Genomic DNA, 20,698 nt, shown 5'->3' with positions numbered 1-20,698 from the left:
CGGTTTGCCACCCAAGAAGGACTTCCTAAGTGCACTGTCGGCGACAGACTGTCCGTAGAGGACTATCGATGGACCACCGGTGAAAGGAAGGGCCCCTTGTTATGCACCAGGCGTTAACAAGGGGCCCTTCCTTTCAGCCCATGTGGGGGTACGTGTGGTCGGTCGGCGGCACGAAGGTCTCCTTGATCGTGCGCGGCGACACCCAGCGCACCAGGTTGAGCCAGGAGCCCGCCTTGTCGTTGGTACCGCTGGCACGGGCCCCACCGAAGGGCTGCTGCCCGACGACCGCGCCGGTCGGCTTGTCGTTGATGTAGAAGTTGCCGGCCGCGTACCGCATGCGCTCGCCGACCGCGTCGACGACCCGGCGGTCGGTGGCGAACACCGACCCGGTCAGCGCGTACGGGGCGATCGACTCGGCCTGCGCGACCACCTCGTCGAAGCGGGCGTCGTCGAACACGTGGACGCCGAGGATCGGCCCGAAGTACTCGGTGGTGAACGTCTCGTGCGCGGCGTCGGAGCACTCGAAGAGCGTCGGCCGGACGAAGTAGCCGACCGAGTCGTCCGCCGTGCCACCGGCCAGCACCCGGCAGCTGTCGTCACCGTTGATCAGCTCCAGCGCCGCAGTGTGCCGGGCGAACGCCTTGTCGTCGATCACCGCGCCACCGAAGTTGCCGAAGTCGGCCACGTCGCCGTAGGTCAGCGAGTCGGCGGTCGCGGCCAGACGGTCACGCAGGCCACCTTCCCAGATCGAGCGCGGCACGTACGCCCGCGAGGCGGCCGAGCACTTCTGACCCTGGTACTCGTACGCGCCGCGGATCAGCGCGGTGTGCAGGGCGTCCACGTCGGCGCTGGTGTGCGCGACCACGAAGTCCTTGCCGCCGGTCTCGCCGACCAACCGCGGGTAGCCCCGGTAGCGCGCGATGTTGTCGCCGACGGTCTTCCACAGGTGCTGGAACACCTTCGTCGAACCGGTGAAGTGGATACCGGCCAGGTCCGGGTCGGCGAGCACGACATCGGACACCTCCTCGCCCCGGCCGGTCACCATGTTGATCACGCCGGGCGGCAGGCCGGCGGCCTCGAAGAGCCGCATGGTGAAGTGCGCGGCGAACTGCTGGGTCGGGCCCGGCTTCCAGATCACGGTGTTACCCAGCAGCGCCGGCGCGGAAGGCAGGTTGCCGGCGATGGCGGTGAAGTTGAACGGGGTGACCGCGTAGACGAAGCCCTCCAGGGGCCGGTGGTCGAAGCGGTTCCACACGCCGGGCGACGACGCCGGCTGCTCCTCGAGCAGACGCCGTGCGAAGTGCACGTTGAAGCGCAGGAAGTCGATGAACTCGCAGGCCGAGTCGATCTCCGCCTGGATCGCGGTCTTCGACTGGCCGAGCATGGTGGCGGCGTTGAGGGTGTCCCGCCACGGGCCGGCGAGCAGTTCGGCGGCGCGCAGGAAGATCGCGGCGCGCTCCTCGAACGGCAGCGCCCGCCACATCGGCGCGGCGTCCTTGGCCGCCTTGATCGCGGCTCGGGCGTCGTCGTGGGAGGCGTGCGCGGTCACGCCCAGCACGTGCGCGTGCTTGTGCGGCTGCACCACGTTGATCGGGTCGCCCGCCGCCATCCGCTGCTGCCCGCCGATGGTCATCGGCAGGTCGATGCGCTCGGCGGCCAGCTCGGTCAGCCGCCGCCGCAGCCGCTCCCGGTCTGCGCTGCCCGGCTCGTAGTTGCGGACCGGCTCGTTGCGCGGCTCGGGAACGGAGAACACGGCATCCATCAAGGCTCCTGGCGATCTCGACAGCGGTGGCGAAACCGGACCCGCGGGCACCGACCGGATAGTCGGACACCGGACGCCGCGCGGGGTAGCCGAGCAGCGGCGGGACCTCCCGCGATTGTTTCACGCGTCGGTGCTGGCCCTGCCGCCGCCGTCACTGCCTGGCTCAGGACCGACTGGCCCTTCTCTCCTTACCGGTCGCGGCTCGCTGTGCGGCTCGCCGTGCGGCTCGCCGTGGTGGGGCTGGGGCGACCGTCCCCGGCTCCGGGCGGTCAGGCTTGATCCCTCCGCCGGGGACGCTCGCCCCAGCCCCGACGTTGGTTGCCGTCCGCGCGCCCGTCGCTGTTCTTCGGGGGTACGCCTTGACGCGCCCTGGGGTACGCCTTGACGAGCCCTGGGGTACGCCTTGACGAGCCCTGCGGTACGCCTTGACGAGCCCTGCGGTACGCCTTGACGAGCCCTGGGGTACGCCTTGACGCGCTGCCCATCCTGCGAACTCGACGCGCCGCCCGTCCTGCGGAGCTGCAGCCGTGCCCTACCCCTGGGGCGTTCGACGGCGCTCGACTTGTCCTGATGGCTCGACTGGTCCCAATGGTCGGCTGTGGCGGGCCGGCGTACCCCGGGGGTGTGGCTCGTACTCTGCGGGGCGCGGGGGTCCGCGTACCCTGAATGGTCGGTGACCTGGCGCCTCGAAGGGGAGACGATGACCAAGCAGCCCGGCCGCGACTCAGCCGCGGAGTCGGACCAGCCGGCGGTCGACGCGACCAGCCCGACCGGCCGGTCCCTCCCGGCGCCCGGAGCGGCGGTCCTCGCGCTGCTGGCGCTCGGCTGGCTGGCCGCCATGCTCTGGTCGACCCGGCAGGCCATCACCTCGGCGGCGGCCGGCATCACCGCGATAAGCCTGTCCGCGTTCGCCCTGCCCGGCGTGATCTCGGCCGCGCTCGTGGCCGGCGCGGCCACCGCGCTGGCCTTCGGCAACCTGCTGTCCCGCCGGTACGGCGACGGGACCACGCTGCGTTTCGTCGGCGCGATCGGGGCCGGGATGGTGGTCGGGCTGCTCGCCGCGGTGGCGATCAACCTCACCTACTTCGACACCTCGACCACGAACGTGATCGCCGGCACCACCGCGGCCGCCGCGATCATCGGCGGGGCGATCGCGGGCGCCCGGACCGCCCCGGCGGTCGGTGCGGTGGTGACCGCCGCGCTGGGCACGCTGGTCTTCGTAGTGGCGTTCAGCCGTGCCCGGGACCCGCTGTTCGACCTCTTCGGCGCGGGCGACACCCAGCAGTCGCTCGTCGGCGCGGCCAAGTGGGTGTCCCGCACCGAGTCGCTCCTCGGCGGCCTGGTCGCCGGACTACTCGCCTTCGGTTACCTCACCTGGGCGCGGCGTCGAGCCCTGCGGCGTGATCCGCAGACGCGCGCGCTGCGCTGGCCGGCGTACCTGCTCGCGGGCGCCGGACCGGGCCTGCTCCTGCTGCTCGCCGAAGTGATCATCCGGATCGGCGGCCGCTCACTGCTCGACCTGGCCAGCGCGCTCAGCGAGGCGGACGCGGTGGCGCAGACGTCGCTGGGCACCTCGCGGGTGGACAACGGCATCTGGGTGCTGTTCGTGGGGGCGCTGACCGCGCTCGTCGCGTTCGGCCGAACGCTCGGCCCAGCACAGATCGACGACGAGCCGGCCCCGACCGGCCGACCCGGCACCGGGCCGGCGACCACCGCGAGCGCCACCGGCGACGTCGACGAGGACGAGCCGGACACGGCGGTCCGGGAGGCGGACGCCGACCCGGCCCGCTGAGACGCGTGCGGCTGCTCAGCCGGCGGCGCGCAGCAGGATGTCCAACTCCGTCACGTCGTACCACTCAAGCTCGTGATCCTCGGCGCCGTCGACGGTGAACTGCGCGTCCGGGTCACCGGCGGCGGCCTCGGTCACCACGTCGGCCGCTGCGGCGACCTCTTCGACGGCGTCCGTGCCGTCCACGTGGATCGCCGCGACAGCCCCCACCGGCACGGTGTCGGTCAACGTCACCAGGCTGGAGCCCAGCTCGCCGTCGCCACGACCGAGCGCGGCGGGCGACAGATCGACCGAGACGACCACGCGGCGGCGTGGCGCGGCCGGATCCTCCCGGAGCAGGTGCAGCGCGTCCTGGGCGGCCCGGGTGAACGCGACGTACTCCAACTCCTCCTCGTCGCCCTCGGCGTACCACTCGCGCAGCGCGGGCGTCACCGCGTGCGCGGTGTCGGCGGTCAGCCCCTGCTCGCGCAGGCGGGCCAGCATGGGTACGGTCGCCGGCACGTACACCCGGACAAGCTCGTCGGTCACCGGTCGTCTCCCCGCTCGATTCCGTGCCGGCGGTAGCCGGCACGGGCGCAGATCATGCCGCACGCCGTGACCGTCATACACCTCGCCTCCGGCCGGTGGAAGTTTCCCGCCGGTGTGTCCGCCACCGATGGCCGCGGCGATGTTGGGTGGTGAGCCCTGTCGGTGGCAAACTGAGGCAAACGACGTCAACCCCGGGAGTTCCTGTGGAGCCGAGGTTCCTGCTGCTCTCCGACGTGGCCGCCGAGCTGAACGTGTCGGACTCGCAGGTCTACCACATGGTCCGCAGCGGGGAGCTGCCGGCGATCAAGGTCGGTGGGCGCGGTCAGTGGCGGGTCGAGCGGGCCCGACTGGAGGAGTACATCGCGCAGAAGTACGCCGAGACCGCCGACTGGGTACGCGAGAATCCCCTCGTCGACCGCGACCCCGAGTAGCCACGCCCGGCCCTCCGCTCGGTGATCCACTCCAGATCACCGATGTCGCGCCGTTCGATCGGCCCGGATACCACCACCTCCGCGAACCTGAGTCGATCATGCAGATGCGCGGCCCATTCGCCGCAGGCGCCATTGACCGGGGCCACTCCATGTCCGAGAATCTAGTTAGTCGGAGGCAAACGAAGGCAAACGCAAGATCACGGGAGGCAGCGATGAGCGAGCGGCGACCCGGAGTCTCCCGACCACCCGTGCGCCTGCGTCCCGTCCCGCCCATCGACCCGCCGTACCAGGACGAGACGTACTGGCCGGGGCCGACCCACGGTCAGCTCGCCCTCGACCTCTTCGCCTCGACACGACCGGATCCCGTCCGGCCCGCGGTGCGCCGCACGGCCCCACGCCGTACGCCCGCGCATCCGGCCAACCAGCCGGGCACTCCCCTGCCCCCGACGACGGCGCCCGAGGCCACCCGGGCCGCGCACCGCTTCGTCGGCACCTGCCTTGAGGTGGTCAACGGCTACCGCTCGCCGGCACAGGTACGCCCTCTGCTCGACCCGGGCCGGGCGACCGACCTGCTCACCGAACTCGCTCGGGCCAGCGGGCGGGCCGGGCCGGCGCGGCGTCGGGCGACCCGGCCGGCACTGCGGCTCACCCGGCTGCGGGTCTGCGAACCTCGCGAGGCAGCCGTGGAGGCAGCCGCCGTGGTGAGTGGCCCTGGTGGCCGCAGCTGGGCCATGGCGGTACGCCTGGAGCACCGGCGGGGCCGCTGGCTGTGCACCGCCCTGCAGGTCCTCTGACCGCGTTGATCAGCTCGACGTCCAGGAAAGCGCGGCATCAACCGGCCGTTGACACACCGACTTCCCGGAAGCGGAGTCGATCTCACTCCCGGGCCAGACGCCGACCGGGGCCGGAGACGCCGATGGGCCCCGGCCTTGTCGGCCGGGGCCCATCGGGACGCGGTGTCGGTCAGTTGCCGCCGTTGGGTGCGCCGTGGCAGCGCTTGTACTTGCGACCCGAACCGCACGGGCACGGCGCGTTGCGGGACGGGCCGTTGCCGGCGTCGGCCTGGTTGGCGGCCGGACGCCGGGACCCCGCCGACGGGAGCGTCGGGCCGCGCAGCCCCGAGGCCGGCCGCTGCGGGGCGGACGGTGCGCCCTGCCCGGGTGCCGCCGGAGCGCCCTGGGCCGGGCGGCCCACGCCGAGCGCCGGCGCCTGCTGCTGCTCCTGTTCGAAGGCGACAGCACCGGGGCTGGCCTCGCCGTCGATGGTCGGAGCGGAGTACTGCAGACCCTGCCGCTGCGGCGCACGGTTCAGACCCTTGGCCCGGATCTCCACCGGCTTGTCGAGCAGCGTGACCTCTTCCGAGTCGGCTTCGGGCTCCGGCTCGGTGACCTGGACGTCCACGTTGTAGAGGAAACCGACGGTCTCCTCCTTGATGCCTTCCATCATGGTGGCGAACATGTCGAAGCCCTCGCGCTGGTACTCCACCACCGGGTCGCGCTGGGCGTACGCCCGGAGGTTGATGCCCTCCTGGAGGTAGTCCATCTCGTACAGGTGCTCGCGCCACTTGCGGTCGATCACCTGGAGCAGCACCATCCGCTCGAGCTGGCGCACCCCTTCGGTGCCGAGCTGCTCCTCGCGGCGGTCGTACGCGGCGTTGGCGTCATCCTTGAGGCGGGCGACGAGGAAGTCGGCGTCCATGCCGGCCCGCGAGCCGCCGGCCTCCTCCTCCAACTCCTCGATCGTCACGCCGACCGGGTAGAGCTGCTTGAGGCTGGACCAGAGCTGCTCAAGGTCCCAGTCCTCGCCGTAGCCGTCCGAGGTGGCACCCCGCACGTACGCCTCGACGGTGTCGTCGATCATGTTGCGGACCTGGTCGGACAGGTCCTCGCCGTTGAGCACCCGCAGCCGCTCGGCGTAGACGACCTGGCGCTGCTTGTTGAGCACCTCGTCGTACTTCAGAACGTTCTTGCGGATCTCGGCGTTCTGGCCCTCGATCTGGGCCTGGGCGCTCTTGATCTGGCGGGTGACCATCTTCGACTCGATGGGCACGTCCTCCGGGATGTTGAAGCGCTCCATCACGGCCTCGACCGCGCCGGCCCGGAAGCGGCGCATCAGCTCGTCCTGCAGGGACAGGTAGAACCGGGACTCGCCCGGGTCGCCCTGCCGGCCGGCACGACCGCGCAGCTGGTTGTCGATCCGCCGGGACTCGTGCCGCTCGGTGCCCAGCACGTACAGGCCACCGGCGGCGGCGACCTCGTCCGCCTCGGCGTCGCAGGCCTGCTTCCAGGTAGGCAGGACCTCCTCCATCGCCTTGGCGTAGTCCTCCTCGTTCTCCAGCGGGTCGAGACCGCGCTGGCGCAGCTCGTTGGCCGCCAGGAACTCGGGGTTGCCGCCGAGCAGGATGTCGGTGCCGCGGCCGGCCATGTTGGTGGCGACGGTGACCGCGCCCTTGCGCCCGGCCTGGGCGACGATCTCCGCCTCGCGGGCGTGGAACTTGGCGTTCAGCACGTTGTGCGGGATGCCCCGGCGGCGCAGCAGCTGGGAGAGGATCTCCGAGTTTTCCACCGAGACGGTGCCGACCAGCACCGGCTGGCCCATCTGGTGCCGCTCGGCGATGTCCTCGATGACGGCGTTGAACTTGGCCTTCTCCGTCTTGTAGATGACGTCCGGCCGGTCCTCACGGACCATCGGGCGGTGCGTCGGAATGCTCACGACGCCGACCTTGTAGACCTTGTTGAACTCGCTCGCCTCGGTCTGCGCCGTACCGGTCATCCCGGACAGCTTGTTGTAGAGGCGGAAGTAGTTCTGGAGGGTGATGGTGGCCAGGGTCTGGTTCTCCTGCTTGATCTCCACCCCCTCCTTGGCCTCGATCGCCTGGTGCATGCCCTCGTTGTACCGACGGCCGTGCAGGATGCGACCGGTGAACTCGTCGACGATCAGGACCTCACCGTCGCTGACGATGTAGTCCTTGTCGCGCTTGTAGAGCTCCTTGGCCTTGATGGCGTTGTTGAGGTAGCCGACCAGCGGGGTGTTCACCGACTCGTACAGGTTGTCGATGCCGAGCCGGTCCTCGACCTTGGCGACGCCGCGCTCGGTGACCGCGATGGTGCGCTTGGAGTGGTCGACCTCGTAGTCGCCCTCGCCATCCGTGCCGGGCTGGAGCCGGGCCACCACGCCCGCGAACTCGCCGTACCAGCGGGCCGAGTGCTCGGCCGGGCCGGAGATGATCAGCGGGGTGCGCGCCTCGTCGATCAGGATCGAGTCGACCTCGTCGACGACCGCGAAGTTGTGGCCCCGCTGCACCAGCTCGTCCTTCGACCAGGCCATGTTGTCGCGCAGGTAGTCGAAGCCGAACTCGTTGTTGGTGCCGTAGGTGATGTCGCACTCGTAGGCGGCCTTGTGCTCGGCGGCCGGCCGGTTGGGCAGCACGACGCCGACGGTCAGCCCGAGGAACTCGTGCACGCGACCCATCCAGGCCGCGTCGCGCTGGGCGAGGTAGTCGTTGACGGTGACCACGTGCACACCGTCGCCGGAGAGCGCGTTGAGGTAGACGGCCATGACCGAGGTCAGCGTCTTACCCTCACCGGTCTTCATCTCGGCGATGTTGCCGAAGTGCAGCGCCGCGCCGCCCATCACCTGGACGTCGTACGGCCGCTGGCCGAGCACCCGGGCGGCCGCCTCACGGGCCACCGCGAACGCCTCCGGCAGCAGGTCGTCGAGGGTTTCACCGTCGGCGAGCCGCTCGCGGAACTGCTCGGTCATGCCGCGCAGCTCCTCGTCGGTGAGGTTGACGTAGTCGTCCTCGATCGAGCTGACGGCGGCGGCGATGGCCTTGAGCCGGCGCACCATGCGGCCCTCGCCCGCGTTAAGGACCTTTTCCAGAATCGACACGGATCAACGCTCCCCTAGACAGTCTCGAACCATCGTAGGCGCAACATCGGCGCGATGGTCACTGGTGGCGGTGGTCCGCTCCGCCGAACCCGACATAACACGCGCACGGGCCGCGCCCGGGACGTTATCCGGTTACGCCCAGGGCGAACGTTCCGGCACGATGCACGGGTGGAGCCTGTGGAGATCATCGAGGACGGCGTCCTGCTGCGGCCCTGGCGGGAGGCGGACGCCGACGACGTGTACCGCGCCTGCCAGGACCGGGACATTCAGCGTTGGACCACCGTACCGCGCCCGTACCTTCGCGAACACGCCCACGATTTCGTCACGCGGCTGAGCCCGCGAGCATGGGCGGACGGCATCAGGGCGCCGTTCGCCGTCTGCGACGCGGCCAACGGCGACCTGCTCGGCTCGTGCGGGCTGATCTCCATCGACGACGCCGGCACCGGCGAGATCGGCTACTGGACGGCCCCGTGGGCGCGCGGCCGGGGGGTGACCGTGCGGGCCACCCGGGCGGTGTCCCGCTGGTCCTTCGAGAAGCTGGGGCTGCGCCGGCTGCTGTGGCAGGCGGAGGTGGGCAACCACGCCTCCCGGCTGGTCGCGCTGCGGGCCGGGTTCCGGATCGACGGCCGGGTACGGCGGGCGAACCCGGCGCCGGAGGGCGGCGTGGACGGCTGGATCGGCACACTGCTGCCCGGCGAGGTACCCGAAGCAGGGTCGACCGGGCCGGCCGCCCGAGGCACCCTGGCGGCACGCCGGGCCGCTGTCTTCGGTCGCCCACAGCCGACGCTGTTCGCCACCTCGGCCGGCAACGAGCTACGACTCCGACCGATGGAGGAGCGCGATCTCGACGCCGTGGTGCAGACCTGCCGGGACCCGGAGACGATCCGATGGACCACGGTCCCGGACCCGTACGACCTCTCCGACGCGCAGGGCTACCGGGGTTACGCCCAGGATGCCTGGGCACGGGGAGATTCCGCCTGCTTCGTGATCGCCGACCCGGACGACACCTACGTCGGCACTCTGGACCTGCGGCTCTCCCCCGCCGACCCGCTACTCGGGGACGTGGGCTTCATGGTCGCCCCGGCGGCACGCGGGCGGGGGTACCTGCCGGCCGCGCTCCTCGCGCTCAGCGCCTGGGGCTTCACGGCCCTCGGCCTGGCGCGCATCGAATGGAAGGCGAACGTGGGCAACACCTCCTCCCGGCGGGCCGCCGAAAAGGCGGGCTTCACCTTCGAGGGGACCGCCCGGGGCGGGGTCCAGCACCGAGGTGAACGGATCGACGCCTGGGTGGCCGCGCTGCTCGCCGAGGACCTGACGTGACGGTCCCGCCGCCGGTCGTCGAGGCACACGGGGTACGGCTGCGGCCGTTCCGCGCCGACGACATCGCGGACCTGGTCGACGGGTGTGCGGACCCGCTCAGCCAGCGGTTCGTGTCCACCATGCCGTCCCCGTACACCGAGGTCGACGCCCGCTCGTGGGTGGAGGCCGGCGCGCCGGCGGTCTGGGCCGGCGGCGGCGCCGCGTACGCCATCGCGGACCCGGCCACCGACCGGCTGCTCGGCGCTACCGGGTTGAGCAACCCGATGCCCGCCCGGAGTCAGGCGGACATCGGCTACTGGCTGCGGCCGGCCGCGCGGGGACGCGGACTGGCCGTCGCCGCGACCCGCGCGCTGAGCGAGCACGCCTTCGACACCGGAACGCGGCGGCTGGAGCTGCACACCGAGCCGGAGAACGCGGCCAGCCAGCGCGTCGCGCTGGCCGCCGGCTTCCGCTACGAGGGCCTGCGGCGGTCCGCCGGTCAGGACCGGAACGGCAGACGGTACGACCTGCTGACGTGGGTACGCCTCGCCGAGGATCCGCCCGGCCCGACCCCTCGGCTGCTGCCGGACCTGCCCGACGGGATGCTCACCGACCAGGTGGTGGCGCTGCGCCGGCTCGCGCCGCAGGACGCGGAGATGATGTACGGGCTGCACAGCCGGTCGGAGGTGGTCGCCAACCAGGCGCCGCCGGTGCCGCCGACGCGGGAGTCGATCGAGCGGCGCTGCCGGCTGGCCGAGAGCGCGTGGCTGACCGGCGACATCGCCCGGCTCCTCATCGTCGACGTGGCCACCGGCGAACCGGCGGGCAGCTGCGGACTGTCGTACACCGAGGTGACCAGCGGGGAGGGGTCGATCGGCTACGCGCTGCTCCCCCGGTGGCGGGGGCACGGCTACGCCACCAGGGCGGTCCGGCTGCTCGCGGCCTGGGCGTTCGGGCCGGCCGGCCTCGCCCGGCTGACGGCCGGCACGGTGCCGGAGAACACCGCCTCGCACCGCGTGCTGGAGCGGGTCGGCTTCCAGCGCGAGGGCCTGCAACGGGGGCGTCTGCCCGGCCTGGCGGGCACTCGCCTCGACGACCTGACCTTCGCCCTGCTCCCCGCCGACCTGGGCTGACGGAGCACGGGGGCCGTGACGGACGACCGCCACGACCCCCGCGCTCGACGGGTCGAACCGCCTCAGGTGTCGAGGGAGATGATGCCGTAGTCGTAGGCGTGACGTCGGTAGACGACGCTGGGGCGGCCGGTCTCCTTGTCCTGGAAGAGGTAGAAGTCGTGGCCGACGAGTTCCATCTGGAACAACGCGTCGTCGATGGTCATGGGCTCGGCCGGGTGAACCTTCTCCCGGGCGAGGTGCCACGGCTGGTCGTACTCCTCCTCGACGCGCTCCGCGACGGCGGTGCCGGCGCGGGCGTTCGACGCGGACAGCGGGGCGGCCACCAGGTCGGTGACCGGCAGGTCGGCGGTGGCGGCGGCCACGGAGATCGGCGCGTGCCGACCACGGTGTACGCGCCGGCGGTCCGCCGCGCGGCGTAGCCGGGTGTCGAGTTTCGCGATGGCGGCGTCGAGCGCGCTGTAGAAGTCGTTCGTGCAGGCCTCGGCCCGGATTACCGGACCACGCGAGACGCAGGTGATCTCCACCCGCTGGCAGTGGTCGGCCTGGCGCGGATTGCGCTCGTGAAACAGCTCGACATCGATGCGAATAATCTTGTGGTCGTAACGTTCGACCTTTGCGAGTTTCTCGGCTACGTGTACCCGGTAATGGTCCGGCACTTCGACGTTGCGGCCCTTGACCACGATGTCCACGTGACCTCCTTTGTTCGGACGTCTTCGATCCGGTTTCTCCCGGTCGTGCGCCTCAGGAAGACCCGCTGGCGTCGACCGGTCAGTACGGCTACGCCTCCTCTCACCGCCCGGGGCGGGATGGAACGACCTCCTACCCCCGACAGCGAAACGCTAACTCCTGTTCGCCCGGCAGTCACCCCTTGTTGCCAAGACCGCCCGGTATTTTTCGCACCTCATACACCAACGGGTGAAACGGAAACACGGTCTGTTACAAACGGAGTCTTTTCTCGGTTGCGGCGAGAACCGCGGCGACACCCGGTCGCCATCCGGTCGCGGTCAGCACCCGGGCCGCCGCGGCCAGTGTCACGCCGGTCGTGACGATGTCGTCGAGCAGCACCACGGCGGGCCCACCGTCCGACGGGCGCGGCCCATCCGACGCGCCGGAACGGGGGCGGAACGCCGCCTCGGCGGCCGCCGCACGGCCCGCGCTGTCCAGGGTCACCGAGTCGGGCCGGGGCAGGGCACGCAACGGCCGGTGCACCCGTACGGGCCAGCCGCACCGGCCCAGCCGGGCCGCGCAGTGCCGGGCCAGCCGGTCCAGGTGGTCGCCGTAGCGGCCACGCGCCGCAGCCGCGGTGCCCGGCACCGGCACCAGCGCCAGCGGACGCACCTCGCCGACCGCCGCCGCGACCACCTCGGCCAGCAGCGCGCCGAGCGGACGGGCCAGACCGTGCCGGCCGTGTTCCTTGTACGCCAGCAGCGCCTCCCGTAGCGGACCGTCGTACGGGCCGAGGGCGACGCAGCGCGGCAGGCCGGCCGGGGCGGGGGTGGGGCGGGTCACCCGGGGACGCAGCGCGCTCAGCGCCGCGACGCAGGAGGGGCAGACCCCCTGCCGCATCCGTTGGCGACGCTCCCGGCAGCCGGCGCAGTCAGCGGGGAGGACCAGGTCGGCGAGGTCCGCCCAGAGCCCGCGCACGACGTCAGTAGAGGAAGAACGGAGCCGACGGGTTGCTCGGGCGGACTCCGGCCGGCGGCGTGGGGACATCGCGGACCTGCTCGGGCGCGATCCGTTCGAACGGGCTGCTGCGGTACGCGACCTTGTTGGCCTCGTACATGTACGACCCGGTGGGCACGCGCACACTGCGGTTGGTGGGGTACGCCGTCAAATGGTTGACCTTGGCGCCGACATCGGTGCGCAGCGGCGTCTCCAGGGCGCCGTCCACGCTGATCTCGTAGATCGCCGGCTGGCCCGCCGAGCCGGCCACCACCAGCCGGTCCTCCCCGATCCAGTCCACCGCGGTCAGGTTCGTCAACGAGGTGACCAGCGCCCGGGGCGGGCCGATCGACACCCCGCTGCCGGAGCCGTCGAGGTTCAGCGCCGCGACGTAGAGCCGCCCACCGGCGATCAACGCGACCCGCTGACCGTCCAGCGCGGAGGCGACCGCGGTGACCTCCGGCGAGGGCAGGTTGAGCGGCACCTCGGCCATCCCGGCGGCCTCGTCGAAGCGGTAGAGGCGACCGTCGGCCACCACCAGCCCCTGCGCGGGACGCGTGTCGACGGTACGCAGCCAGACCGGGCGCCCGATCGAGGCGTACTCCCCGGCGCTGCGGCCGAGGGTGGCCACCGTGTCCGCCCCCGTGCCCACCGCGAGTCGCTGCCGGTCCTTGCCCCCGGTCACCACCAGCGCGGCGAGCACCCGGTTGACGCCCCGCGCGAGACCGGCCGACACGATGCCGCGGTTGACCTCCGGCGTGAGGGGCACCGCGCCGCTGGGCTCGCCGGCGAAGTCGAGCGGGCGGATCGCGCCCTCGTAGACGCCGTACCGCTGCGGCTCCTCCCGGACGGGGTAGAGCTGCTGGGCCGTCCGAAGCTCGTCGAGGTCCCGCACGGGCTGGGAGTTGTTCCTGATCTTCAGCTCCAGCTCGCCCGGCAGGTCACCCAGCGACCAGGCGAGCTGCGTCATCACCTGGTCGATCCGGCTCTGGTCGTCGCCGGACATGTCCAGGTTGACTTCCCACCGGTTGTTCGCGCCGGTGGCGTTGTTGATCAGCTCGGTGCCGTCCGGCAGACCGACGACACCCGGCCGCAGCCAGTCGGACGGGCCGCCGACCAGCCACCGCACGACCTCGTTGACACGGCGCTCGTCCGGCACCGCGTACGGCAGGTAGCGCTGGTCGGGCACGAGCCGGGTGCGGTCGGAGCTCCAGAAGTAGATCGACTCGTCCTGGTAGTACTGCTGGAGGGCGACGTCGCTGAGCAGCAGCACGCTCGGCGGGTCGAGCAGGTACTGGCCGGCGCGCTCGTCGCTGCCGGCGCCGCCGAGGGCCGCGCTGCGCAGCCGGAACTCGTACTGGGTCTCGGTCGCGACCGGGGGCGCCAGGGTGCCGTTGGTCCGCAGCACGCCGATCTGCTGCACCGTGATCTTGACGGTCGTGGTGGAGTCGCTGTTGAAGGTGAAGACGGTCTCGCGCAGCCGCACCACGTTCAGCGCGACCTCGCTGCCCTTCTTGTCCTGCAGGCGGGGCCGGTGTTCGGGGGCGATGAACGCCTTCACCCGCTCGTACGCCCGGTCCGGCTCGCCAGCGGCGGCGGACAGGAAGTTGCGCACGAAGGCCGCGTTGTCGCTGCCGCTGGCGGCCCGCGACGGGGGCTCGCTGCTGCGGCCGTTGCTCGATCCGGCCTCGGTCGCGGTGCCGGCCTTGCCGTCGACCCGCACGTCGGAAGAGGCCGGGATGCCGCAACCGGCACTGAGGAGCAGCGCCGCGCCGAAAGCGCCGAGCAGTGGTCGAGCCCTCACGATCGCACCTCCTCCCGCTCGCCGCTGTCGGTCGGCGCCGGGCCGATCGCCAACGCTCCGCCGCTGCCCGGTCCGATGGCCAGGGGGCCGCCGTCGCGTGGGCCGCCGAACGGCAGCGCCGCGTCGGCGGGCACCAGCCGCAGCGGCGAGGTGGTGAGCCGGTCGCCGGCGCGGGCCGGCAGGGTGAGCCGGAACTGGGCGCCCTGACCGGGCGCTCCCCAGGCCTCCAGCCAACCACCGTGCAGACGGGCGTCCTCCAAGCTGATCGACAGGCCCAGCCCGGTGCCGCCGGTCTGGCGGGCCCGCGACGGGTCCGCCCGCCAGAACCGGTTGAACACCAGCTTCTCCTCGCCCACCTTCAGCCCCACCCCGTGGTCGCGGACGGTGATCGCCACGGCGGTCTCGTCGATGCCGAGGGTGATCAGCACCGGCCGGGCCTCGCCGTGCTCGACGGCGTTGCCGACCAGGTTGCGCAGCACCCGCTCCACCCGGCGGGGGTCGACCTCGGCGATCACCGGGGTGCTGGGCAGGTCCAGCTCGATCTCCACGCCCACCCGCTCGGCCAGCCCGGCCAACCGGTCGACGACCCGGTGCACCACCGGCACCAGGTCGGTCGGCTCGGCGTCCAGCATGGCGAAGCCCGCGTCGAACCGGCTGATCTCCAACAGGTCGGTGAGCAGTTCCTCGAAACGGTCCAACTCGGCCTGGAGCAGCTCGGCGCTGCGCGCCACCGCGGGATCGAACTCGTCGCGCTCCGCGAAGATCAGGTCGGCAGCCATCCGGACCGTGGTCAACGGGGTCCGCAGCTCGTGCGACACGTCGGAGGTGAAGCGGCGCTGCAACCGGGACATCTCCTCCAGGCGCAGGATCTGCCGTTGCAGGTTCGTCGCCATCTGGTTGAACGAGGCCGCCAGCAACGCGAGGTCGTCCTCGCCGTTGACCACCATCCGCTGGTCGAGGAGGCCGGCGGAGAGCCGCTGGGCGGTCCGCGCGGCGACCCGGACCGGGTTGACCACCAGCCGGGTGACCAGTGCGGCGAGCAGCCCCAGCAGGATCACCAGGGCGATGCCGGTGCCGACCACGGTCGCCCGGGCGTCGGCGGCGGTGTCGTCCTGACGGGTCAGCGGCACCAGGTAGTAGAGCTCGATCTGCCCGAAGCGGGTCGGCACCGGCGAGCCGTAGACCAGGTACTTCGTCGGCTCGCCGGTGAGCCGCCCGGTCTGGATCTGGCTGGCCACCTTGCCGCTGGCGACCGCGGCCCGCAACTCCTTGCTGATCAGGGGCTGGACGTTGGCCGCCGGCGCGGTGCGGGTCTGGATCATCGTCGGGTAGTCGGCGGCGGTGATGGCCACCACCACGCCACTGGTCTGCTGGGGGTCACCCCCGGCCAGGTAGTTGACCGTGCCCTCGATGGTCTCCTGGAGCTGCGCCTCCTGCGGCTGGCCGTAGAGGGAGACCTGCTTGGCCGCGTACCCGGCGCCGCCCTTGAGACGCAGCTGGACGTCGGTGCGCGCGTTGTCGAGCAGGATCGTCGTGATCTTGTCAGCGATCAGGTACGCGAATCCGCCCACCAGCAGGCTGGAGGCGACCAACGTGATGGTGACCACCCGGACCTGGAGCGAACGCCGCCAGGTCTGGTGCGCCCGGGCCAGCAGCCGCGCGACCCGGCCGCTCAGCACACGCCAGACCTCCCGACCGGCAGCGAGCCGGCGGGCTGTGGTGTTCTGCGGGGGCGGCGAGGTCGACACAGTGCGACCAGGCTATCCGGTGCCCGCCTTGTAGCCCACGCCCCGCACGGTGAGGATGATTTCCGGCCGCTCCGGATCTGGTTCGATCTTGGCGCGCAGCCGCTGCACGTGCACGTTGACCAGTCGGGTGTCGGCCGCGTGCCGGTAGCCCCAGACCTGCTCCAGCAGCACCTCGCGGGTGAAGACCTGACGCGGCTTGCGGGCGAGCGCGACCAGCAGGTCGAACTCCAGCGGCGTCAGCTTCACCTCCTCGTCGTTGCGGCTGACGGTGTGGGCGGGCACGTCGATGCTGATCTGGTTGCCGGGCGGCCCGATGGTCAGCATCTCCGGTGCGACGTCCTCGCCACGGCGCAGCCGGGCCCGCATCCGGGCCACCAGCTCCTTGGGCTTGAACGGCTTGACCACGTAGTCGTCGGCGCCGGATTCGAGCCCGAGGACGACGTCCACGGTGTCGCTCTTGGCGGTCAGCATCACGATCGGCACGCCGGACTCGGCACGAATCGACCGGGCCACGTCGATACCACTCATTCCGGGCAACATGAGGTCGAGCAGGACGATGTCCGGACGACTGTCACGAAACGCGGCCAACGCCCGCTCGCCGTCGGCCACGAACGAGGGCAGGAAACCCTCACTGCGCAGCACGATGCCGAGCATCTCGGCGAGTGCGGGGTCGTCGTCGACCACCAGGACCCGGGCTCTCATGGGATTAATATTGCATCCCCGTTCAGTTCGGTGGGACCGGCGTCACCCGGCACGGACAGCCTCATGATCCCCCCTCGACGCGGTCCGCCGCCACCACAGCTCGGACGGGTCGCGTCGCCGGTCAGCCGAAGAGCACCCGGCCCCAGTGGTCGCCACCGTCGCGTACGCCGGGCGGGCAGGCGAACAGGCCGCTGGAGACGTGCCGCAGGTACTCGTTCATCACGTCGTGGCGGGCCAACTGGGTCTGGATCGGCACGAACTGCTTGCGCGGGTCCCGCTGGTACGCGATGAAGAAGAGACCGGCGTCGAGCCGGCCGAGACCGTCCGAGCCGTCGACGAAGTTGTAGCCCCGGCGCAGCAGGTGCGCGCCGTTGTTGCGGCTCGGATGGGCGAGGGCGACGTGGGCGTGCTCGGCGATCAGCGGCTTGCCGTCGTCACCGCGCGCCGCGAAGTCCGGCTCGTCGAACTCCTTGCTGCGCCCCAGCGGGGCGCCGCTGCCCTTGGTCCGGCCGACGATCTCCTCCTGCTCGACCAGGGAGGTCCGGTCCCAGGTCTCCACGAGCATCCGGATCTTGCGGGTGACCAGGTACGACCCGCCCGTCATCCAGTCCGGCCCGTCGCCGGGCTGCACCCACAACTGGTCGCGCAGCAGGTCGGTCTCCTCGGCCTTGAGGTTGGCCGTGCCGTCCTTGAAGCCGAACAGGTTGCGGGCGGTCGCCTGGTCCCGGGAGGTCGACGACGTACGACCGAAACCGAGCTGCGACCAGCGGACGCTGACCACCCCCATGCCGATGCGCGCGAGGTTGCGGATCGCGTGCACCGCCACCTGGGGATCGTTGGCGCACGCCTGCACGCACAGATCGCCACCGGAGATCGGGGCCTGCAACGCGTCGCCGGGGAACTTCGGCAGCTCCGCCAGCGCGGCCGGGCGGCGGTCGGCGATGCCGAACCGGTCCCGCCCGTCGGCGTCGCGGAACAGCGTGGGCCCGAAACCGATGGTCAGGGTGAGCTGCGACGGCGGGAGGCCGAGCGCCTCGCCGGTGTCGTCCGGCGGGGCCTCGGGCATCCCGCCGACCGCCCCGAGGACCCCGGCGTCCCGGCCGGCGGTCATCCGGGCGGCGGCGGCCGTCCACTCCTCCAGCATCGCGACCAGGCGGGCCCGGTCCTTCGTGATGACGTCGAAGGCGACGAAGTGCAGCCGATCCTGCGCGGGGGTGACGATGCCGGCCTGGTGCTCGCCGAAGAACGGCACCGCGCCCGCCGGGTGGTCGCTGGCCGCCGCCGGACCACGCGAGTCGCCGACCAGCGCGCCCGCGCCGGCGGCGACGCCCGCGACTCCGGCCACCCCGGCGCCGGCGAGCGTGATAGCCCGCCGACGGGTCAACCTGCGTACGCTCATCGACTCGACTCCCCCTGCGTCCCGGTCACTTCGCGACGACTGCGGCGACCTTGCTGATCGGCTCGGCGAGCGCGTTGATGCCGTCCGAGAGTTCCTTGAGCTCGGCCTTGCTCAACGCGGTGTGCAGCTTCCACCCGTCGCCGTCGCGGTGCTTGCCGAGCTGCGCCTCGACGTTCGCGAACTCGGTGTCGAGCTGCTTGACCAGCTCCGGCGCACGCTGCTCCAGCGCGGGCCGAAGGGCCGACAGGGCCGCCTTGGAACCTTCCAGGTTGGCGGCGAAGTCCCACAGGTCGGTGTGCGAGTAGCGGTCCTCCTCGCCAGTGATCTTGCCGCTGGCAACCTCGTCGAGCAGCTCCTTCGCGCCGTTGGCGAGCTGGAGCGGGGAGAGCTTCTCGGCGTTGGCCTTCGCCACGATCTCCTTGACGTCGGCCAGCAGCCGGTCGGCGATCGGACCGTCCTTGCTGATGTCGCCGGACTGCCAGAGGTCCTTCTCGATCCGGTGGAAGCCGGTGAACTCCATCCCCTCCTCGATGACCTCCTCGCGGCCGTCGATCTTGGGGTCGAGGTCGCCGAAGATCTCCGCCACCGGCTCGATCCGCTCCCAGTAGGTGCGCGCGACCGGGTACAGCGTCTTGGCCTTCGCCACGTCGCCGGCCTTCACGGCGGCGACGAAATCCTCGGTCTTCTCCAGCAGCGCCCCGGTCTGGCTCTTGACGTAGCGCTGGTAGTTGTCGGTGGCGCCGGCCAGGGCGGCGTCGGCGGTAAGCGGCTGCGCGGACCCGCTGACCTTGAGCGCGCCCCGGATGCCCTTGCCGCTCATGCCCGGCTTGCAGGCCGTCTCGTACGTGCCGGCGGGCAGCTCGACGTGCAGCTCACGGCTCAACCCGGGCGCGATGTTCTCCACCTCGCCCATGACCCGGTCGCCGGAGGCGTACACGTAGAACTCGGTGACCTTCGCGCCCGAGTTGGTGATCTTGAAGGTGGCCGTTCCGGCGCCGAGGTCGGTCGTGGCGACGTCGCAGGCCGTGTCGGTGGCCTTGACCACGATCGGGCCGCCCGCCGCGTCCGACTTATCGCTGTCGGCCTTGGAACAGGCGGCGACGCCGGCCGTCGCCAGCACGCCGGCAGCGGCCAGCGCGAAGAATCGGGTGGTACGCATCTGTGCTGTCTCTCCTCGTGGGGTCAGGCACGCTGCGGCGCGGATGCCGCCTCTGCCTCGGCGCCGGTGTCGGCCCCGCGTTCGGTGACGGTGGTGGTGGACGGCGACGTGCGCTCGGACGCCTCGACACCGGGCCCCGAGGCCGCAGCCGGCGCCGGCGTGGCGGGCGCCGCCGGGCCCGTCGTGGCCGCGCCCGATGCCGGGGTACGGCGGGTCGGGCGCAGGAAGAGCAGCAGGACGGGTACGGCGTACCCGATCCAGGCGATGGTCTCGAGCACGGTGGGCGCGGGGGTCACGTTGAACATGCCGGCCAGCAGCGCCGCGTACCAGGTGGTCGGGTCGAGCACGGCGGTGATGTCGAACGCCAGGTCGCCGAGGCCGGGCAGGACACCGGCCTCCTGGAAGTCGTGCACGCCGTACTTGAGGATGCCGGCGGCGACCAGGATCAGCAGCGCGCCGGTCCAGGTAAAGAACTTGCTGAGGTTGATCTTGAGGGCGCTGGCGTAGAGCAGCACGCCGAGGACCACGGCGGTCACGATGCCGCCGATGAGCGCGAGCAGCGGCCCACTGTCCCCGGCCGCGCCCTGAGCCGCGGAGTAGAAGATCAGCGCGGTCTCCAGGCCCTCGCGGATCACGGCGAGGAAGGCCATCCCGGCGACGGCGAGCGACCCGACGGCGAGCGCCTCGGTCAACTTGCCGCGGAGTTCACCCGCGATGGTGCGGGCCGCCTTGCGCATCCAGAAAATCATCCAGGTGACGAACACCACGGCGGCGACGGAGGTGATCGCCTCGAACAGCTCGCGATCCTCGGAACGCGCCAGCAGCGAGGTCGAGGTGTACTCGATGAGCCAGCCGAACAGCACGGAGAGCGCGACGGCCAGGCCGACGCCCGCCCACACCTGGGGCAACCGGTCCCGGCGCTGCGACTTCACCAGGAAGGCGACCAGGATGCTGACCACCAGGGTCGCTTCCAGGCCCTCCCGCAGGCCGATCAGGTAGGTGGCGAACATCCCCGCTCCGTGTTCATTAGGCACGCCTTCACTAACTTAGGGCAGCCATACCTTCCTCCAGTTCAGCAGCCTCGTCAAGTTGTTCATGGCAAGCTCACTCTTCCCGTGACCTGGCCTTCGACGCCCCGCCGCACGCCGCACACCGACCGGCCGTGCGAGGATCCCCGTCGTGAAAGCCTTCCTGCCGTGGCTGGCGGTGCTGGCCGTGGTGATGCTGCTCAGCGCGCTACGCCAGCGGACCCTGGCCACCGTCGTGTCGCTGGCCTGGCTGGCCTGGTGCGCCTGGACCTGGCTACGCCCCACCCGCCGCCGCAACTAACCCGCGCCCCGCGCCCCGCGCCCCGCGCCCCGCGCCCCGCGCCCCGCGCCCCGCGCCCCGCG

The 20,698-nt window shown here is 71.6% G+C and carries 17 protein-coding genes; 6 read left to right on the top strand and 11 right to left on the bottom strand.

Annotated elements, in window-relative coordinates:
- Positions 1–133: 133 nt before the first annotated feature.
- Positions 134–1,762, bottom strand: coding sequence for an L-glutamate gamma-semialdehyde dehydrogenase (pruA, locus tag AB0B55_RS20070; protein ID WP_357134758.1), 1,629 nt, complete (start codon positions 1,760–1,762; stop codon positions 134–136).
- Positions 1,763–2,462: 700 nt separating this feature from the next.
- Here pruA and AB0B55_RS20065 point away from each other — a divergent pair.
- Entirely contained in the window at positions 2,463–3,554 is a 1,092-nt protein-coding gene (locus AB0B55_RS20065; RefSeq protein WP_357172816.1) for a hypothetical protein, read from the top strand.
- A gap of 15 nt (positions 3,555–3,569) precedes the next feature.
- Here AB0B55_RS20065 and AB0B55_RS20060 read toward each other — a convergent pair whose 3' ends face one another.
- The gene (locus AB0B55_RS20060) at positions 3,570–4,079 is read right to left on the bottom strand and encodes a hypothetical protein (RefSeq protein ID WP_357172813.1); all 510 of its coding nucleotides are present in this window, start codon (positions 4,077–4,079) and stop codon (positions 3,570–3,572) included.
- Positions 4,080–4,282: 203 nt separating this feature from the next.
- Here AB0B55_RS20060 and AB0B55_RS20055 point away from each other — a divergent pair, with 203 nt between their 5' ends.
- Complete coding sequence (locus AB0B55_RS20055; RefSeq protein WP_357134753.1) at positions 4,283–4,510, top strand: helix-turn-helix domain-containing protein; 228 nt, start codon at positions 4,283–4,285, stop codon at positions 4,508–4,510.
- A 212-nt stretch (positions 4,511–4,722) separates the two neighbouring features.
- Entirely contained in the window at positions 4,723–5,304 is a 582-nt protein-coding gene (locus AB0B55_RS20050) for an Rv3235 family protein (protein ID WP_357134751.1), read from the top strand.
- A 169-nt stretch (positions 5,305–5,473) separates the two neighbouring features.
- Here the strand turns inward: AB0B55_RS20050 and secA are convergent, their stop codons facing one another.
- Positions 5,474–8,401, bottom strand: coding sequence for a preprotein translocase subunit SecA (gene secA, locus AB0B55_RS20045; protein WP_357134749.1), 2,928 nt, complete (start codon positions 8,399–8,401; stop codon positions 5,474–5,476).
- Positions 8,402–8,569: 168 nt separating this feature from the next.
- Between secA and AB0B55_RS20040 the strand changes: the two genes are divergently transcribed.
- On the top strand, positions 8,570–9,721 hold the full coding sequence (locus tag AB0B55_RS20040) for a GNAT family N-acetyltransferase (protein WP_357134747.1): 1,152 nt from the start codon (positions 8,570–8,572) through the stop codon (positions 9,719–9,721).
- Positions 9,718–10,833, top strand: a complete 1,116-nt coding sequence (locus AB0B55_RS20035; protein ID WP_357134745.1) for a GNAT family protein — start codon at positions 9,718–9,720, stop codon at positions 10,831–10,833. The genes AB0B55_RS20040 and AB0B55_RS20035 overlap by 4 nt, the downstream gene beginning before the upstream one ends.
- Before the next feature lie 62 nt (positions 10,834–10,895).
- Here AB0B55_RS20035 and raiA read toward each other — a convergent pair whose 3' ends face one another.
- The 8 genes from raiA to efeU form a co-directional block, all read right to left on the bottom strand.
- Positions 10,896–11,522 carry a ribosome-associated translation inhibitor RaiA gene (gene raiA / locus AB0B55_RS20030; protein WP_357134743.1) on the bottom strand — a complete coding sequence of 209 codons (627 nt, stop codon included), beginning with the start codon at positions 11,520–11,522 and terminating at the stop codon, positions 10,896–10,898.
- Positions 11,523–11,769: 247 nt separating this feature from the next.
- A complete protein-coding gene (locus AB0B55_RS20025; RefSeq protein ID WP_357172810.1) occupies positions 11,770–12,477 on the bottom strand; it encodes a ComF family protein in 708 nt (235 codons plus the stop codon).
- 4 nt (positions 12,478–12,481) lie between these two features.
- Positions 12,482–14,299 carry an LpqB family beta-propeller domain-containing protein gene (locus AB0B55_RS20020; protein WP_357134739.1) on the bottom strand — a complete coding sequence of 606 codons (1,818 nt, stop codon included), beginning with the start codon at positions 14,297–14,299 and terminating at the stop codon, positions 12,482–12,484.
- A complete protein-coding gene (mtrB, locus tag AB0B55_RS20015; RefSeq protein WP_357172807.1) occupies positions 14,296–16,047 on the bottom strand; it encodes an MtrAB system histidine kinase MtrB in 1,752 nt (583 codons plus the stop codon). Before mtrB ends, AB0B55_RS20020 begins: the two co-directional genes overlap by 4 nt.
- 12 nt (positions 16,048–16,059) lie before the next feature.
- Positions 16,060–16,749, bottom strand: a complete 690-nt coding sequence (mtrA, locus tag AB0B55_RS20010) for an MtrAB system response regulator MtrA (RefSeq protein WP_355052014.1) — start codon at positions 16,747–16,749, stop codon at positions 16,060–16,062.
- A 121-nt stretch (positions 16,750–16,870) separates the two neighbouring features.
- A complete protein-coding gene (efeB, locus tag AB0B55_RS20005; protein ID WP_357172804.1) occupies positions 16,871–18,148 on the bottom strand; it encodes an iron uptake transporter deferrochelatase/peroxidase subunit in 1,278 nt (425 codons plus the stop codon).
- Between the two features lie 25 nt (positions 18,149–18,173).
- The gene (gene efeO, locus AB0B55_RS20000; RefSeq protein WP_357172801.1) at positions 18,174–19,307 is read right to left on the bottom strand and encodes an iron uptake system protein EfeO; all 1,134 of its coding nucleotides are present in this window, start codon (positions 19,305–19,307) and stop codon (positions 18,174–18,176) included.
- 23 nt (positions 19,308–19,330) lie between these two features.
- The gene (gene efeU, locus AB0B55_RS19995; RefSeq protein ID WP_357134731.1) at positions 19,331–20,317 is read right to left on the bottom strand and encodes an iron uptake transporter permease EfeU; all 987 of its coding nucleotides are present in this window, start codon (positions 20,315–20,317) and stop codon (positions 19,331–19,333) included.
- Positions 20,318–20,486: 169 nt separating this feature from the next.
- On the opposite strand from efeU, the gene AB0B55_RS19990 reads away from it, so the two are divergent.
- On the top strand, positions 20,487–20,636 hold the full coding sequence (locus AB0B55_RS19990; protein ID WP_357134730.1) for a hypothetical protein: 150 nt from the start codon (positions 20,487–20,489) through the stop codon (positions 20,634–20,636).
- Positions 20,637–20,698: the final 62 nt, after the last annotated feature.

Source organism: Micromonospora sp. NPDC049107 (genome assembly GCF_040648595.1).
GTDB lineage: Bacteria > Actinomycetota > Actinomycetes > Mycobacteriales > Micromonosporaceae > Micromonospora.
The sequence above is the reverse complement of the archived record's forward strand: the minus strand, read 5'-3'. Positions and strand labels throughout refer to the sequence as shown.

Bases quoted from the DNA above. Each gene is read 5' to 3' on its own strand.
- pruA (WP_357134758.1), bottom strand. From the start codon at position 1,762: ATGGATGCCGTGTTCTCCGTTCCCGAGCCGCGCAACGAGCCGGTCCGC.
- AB0B55_RS20065 (WP_357172816.1), top strand. From the start codon at position 2,463: ATGACCAAGCAGCCCGGCCGCGACTCAGCCGCGGAGTCGGACCAGCCG.
- AB0B55_RS20050 (WP_357134751.1), top strand. From the start codon at position 4,723: ATGAGCGAGCGGCGACCCGGAGTCTCCCGACCACCCGTGCGCCTGCGT.
- mtrA (WP_355052014.1), bottom strand. From the start codon at position 16,749: ATGAGAGCCCGGGTCCTGGTGGTCGACGACGACCCCGCACTCGCCGAG.
- efeB (WP_357172804.1), bottom strand. From the start codon at position 18,148: ATGAGCGTACGCAGGTTGACCCGTCGGCGGGCTATCACGCTCGCCGGC.
- efeO (WP_357172801.1), bottom strand. From the start codon at position 19,307: ATGCGTACCACCCGATTCTTCGCGCTGGCCGCTGCCGGCGTGCTGGCG.
- efeU (WP_357134731.1), bottom strand. From the start codon at position 20,317: ATGTTCGCCACCTACCTGATCGGCCTGCGGGAGGGCCTGGAAGCGACC.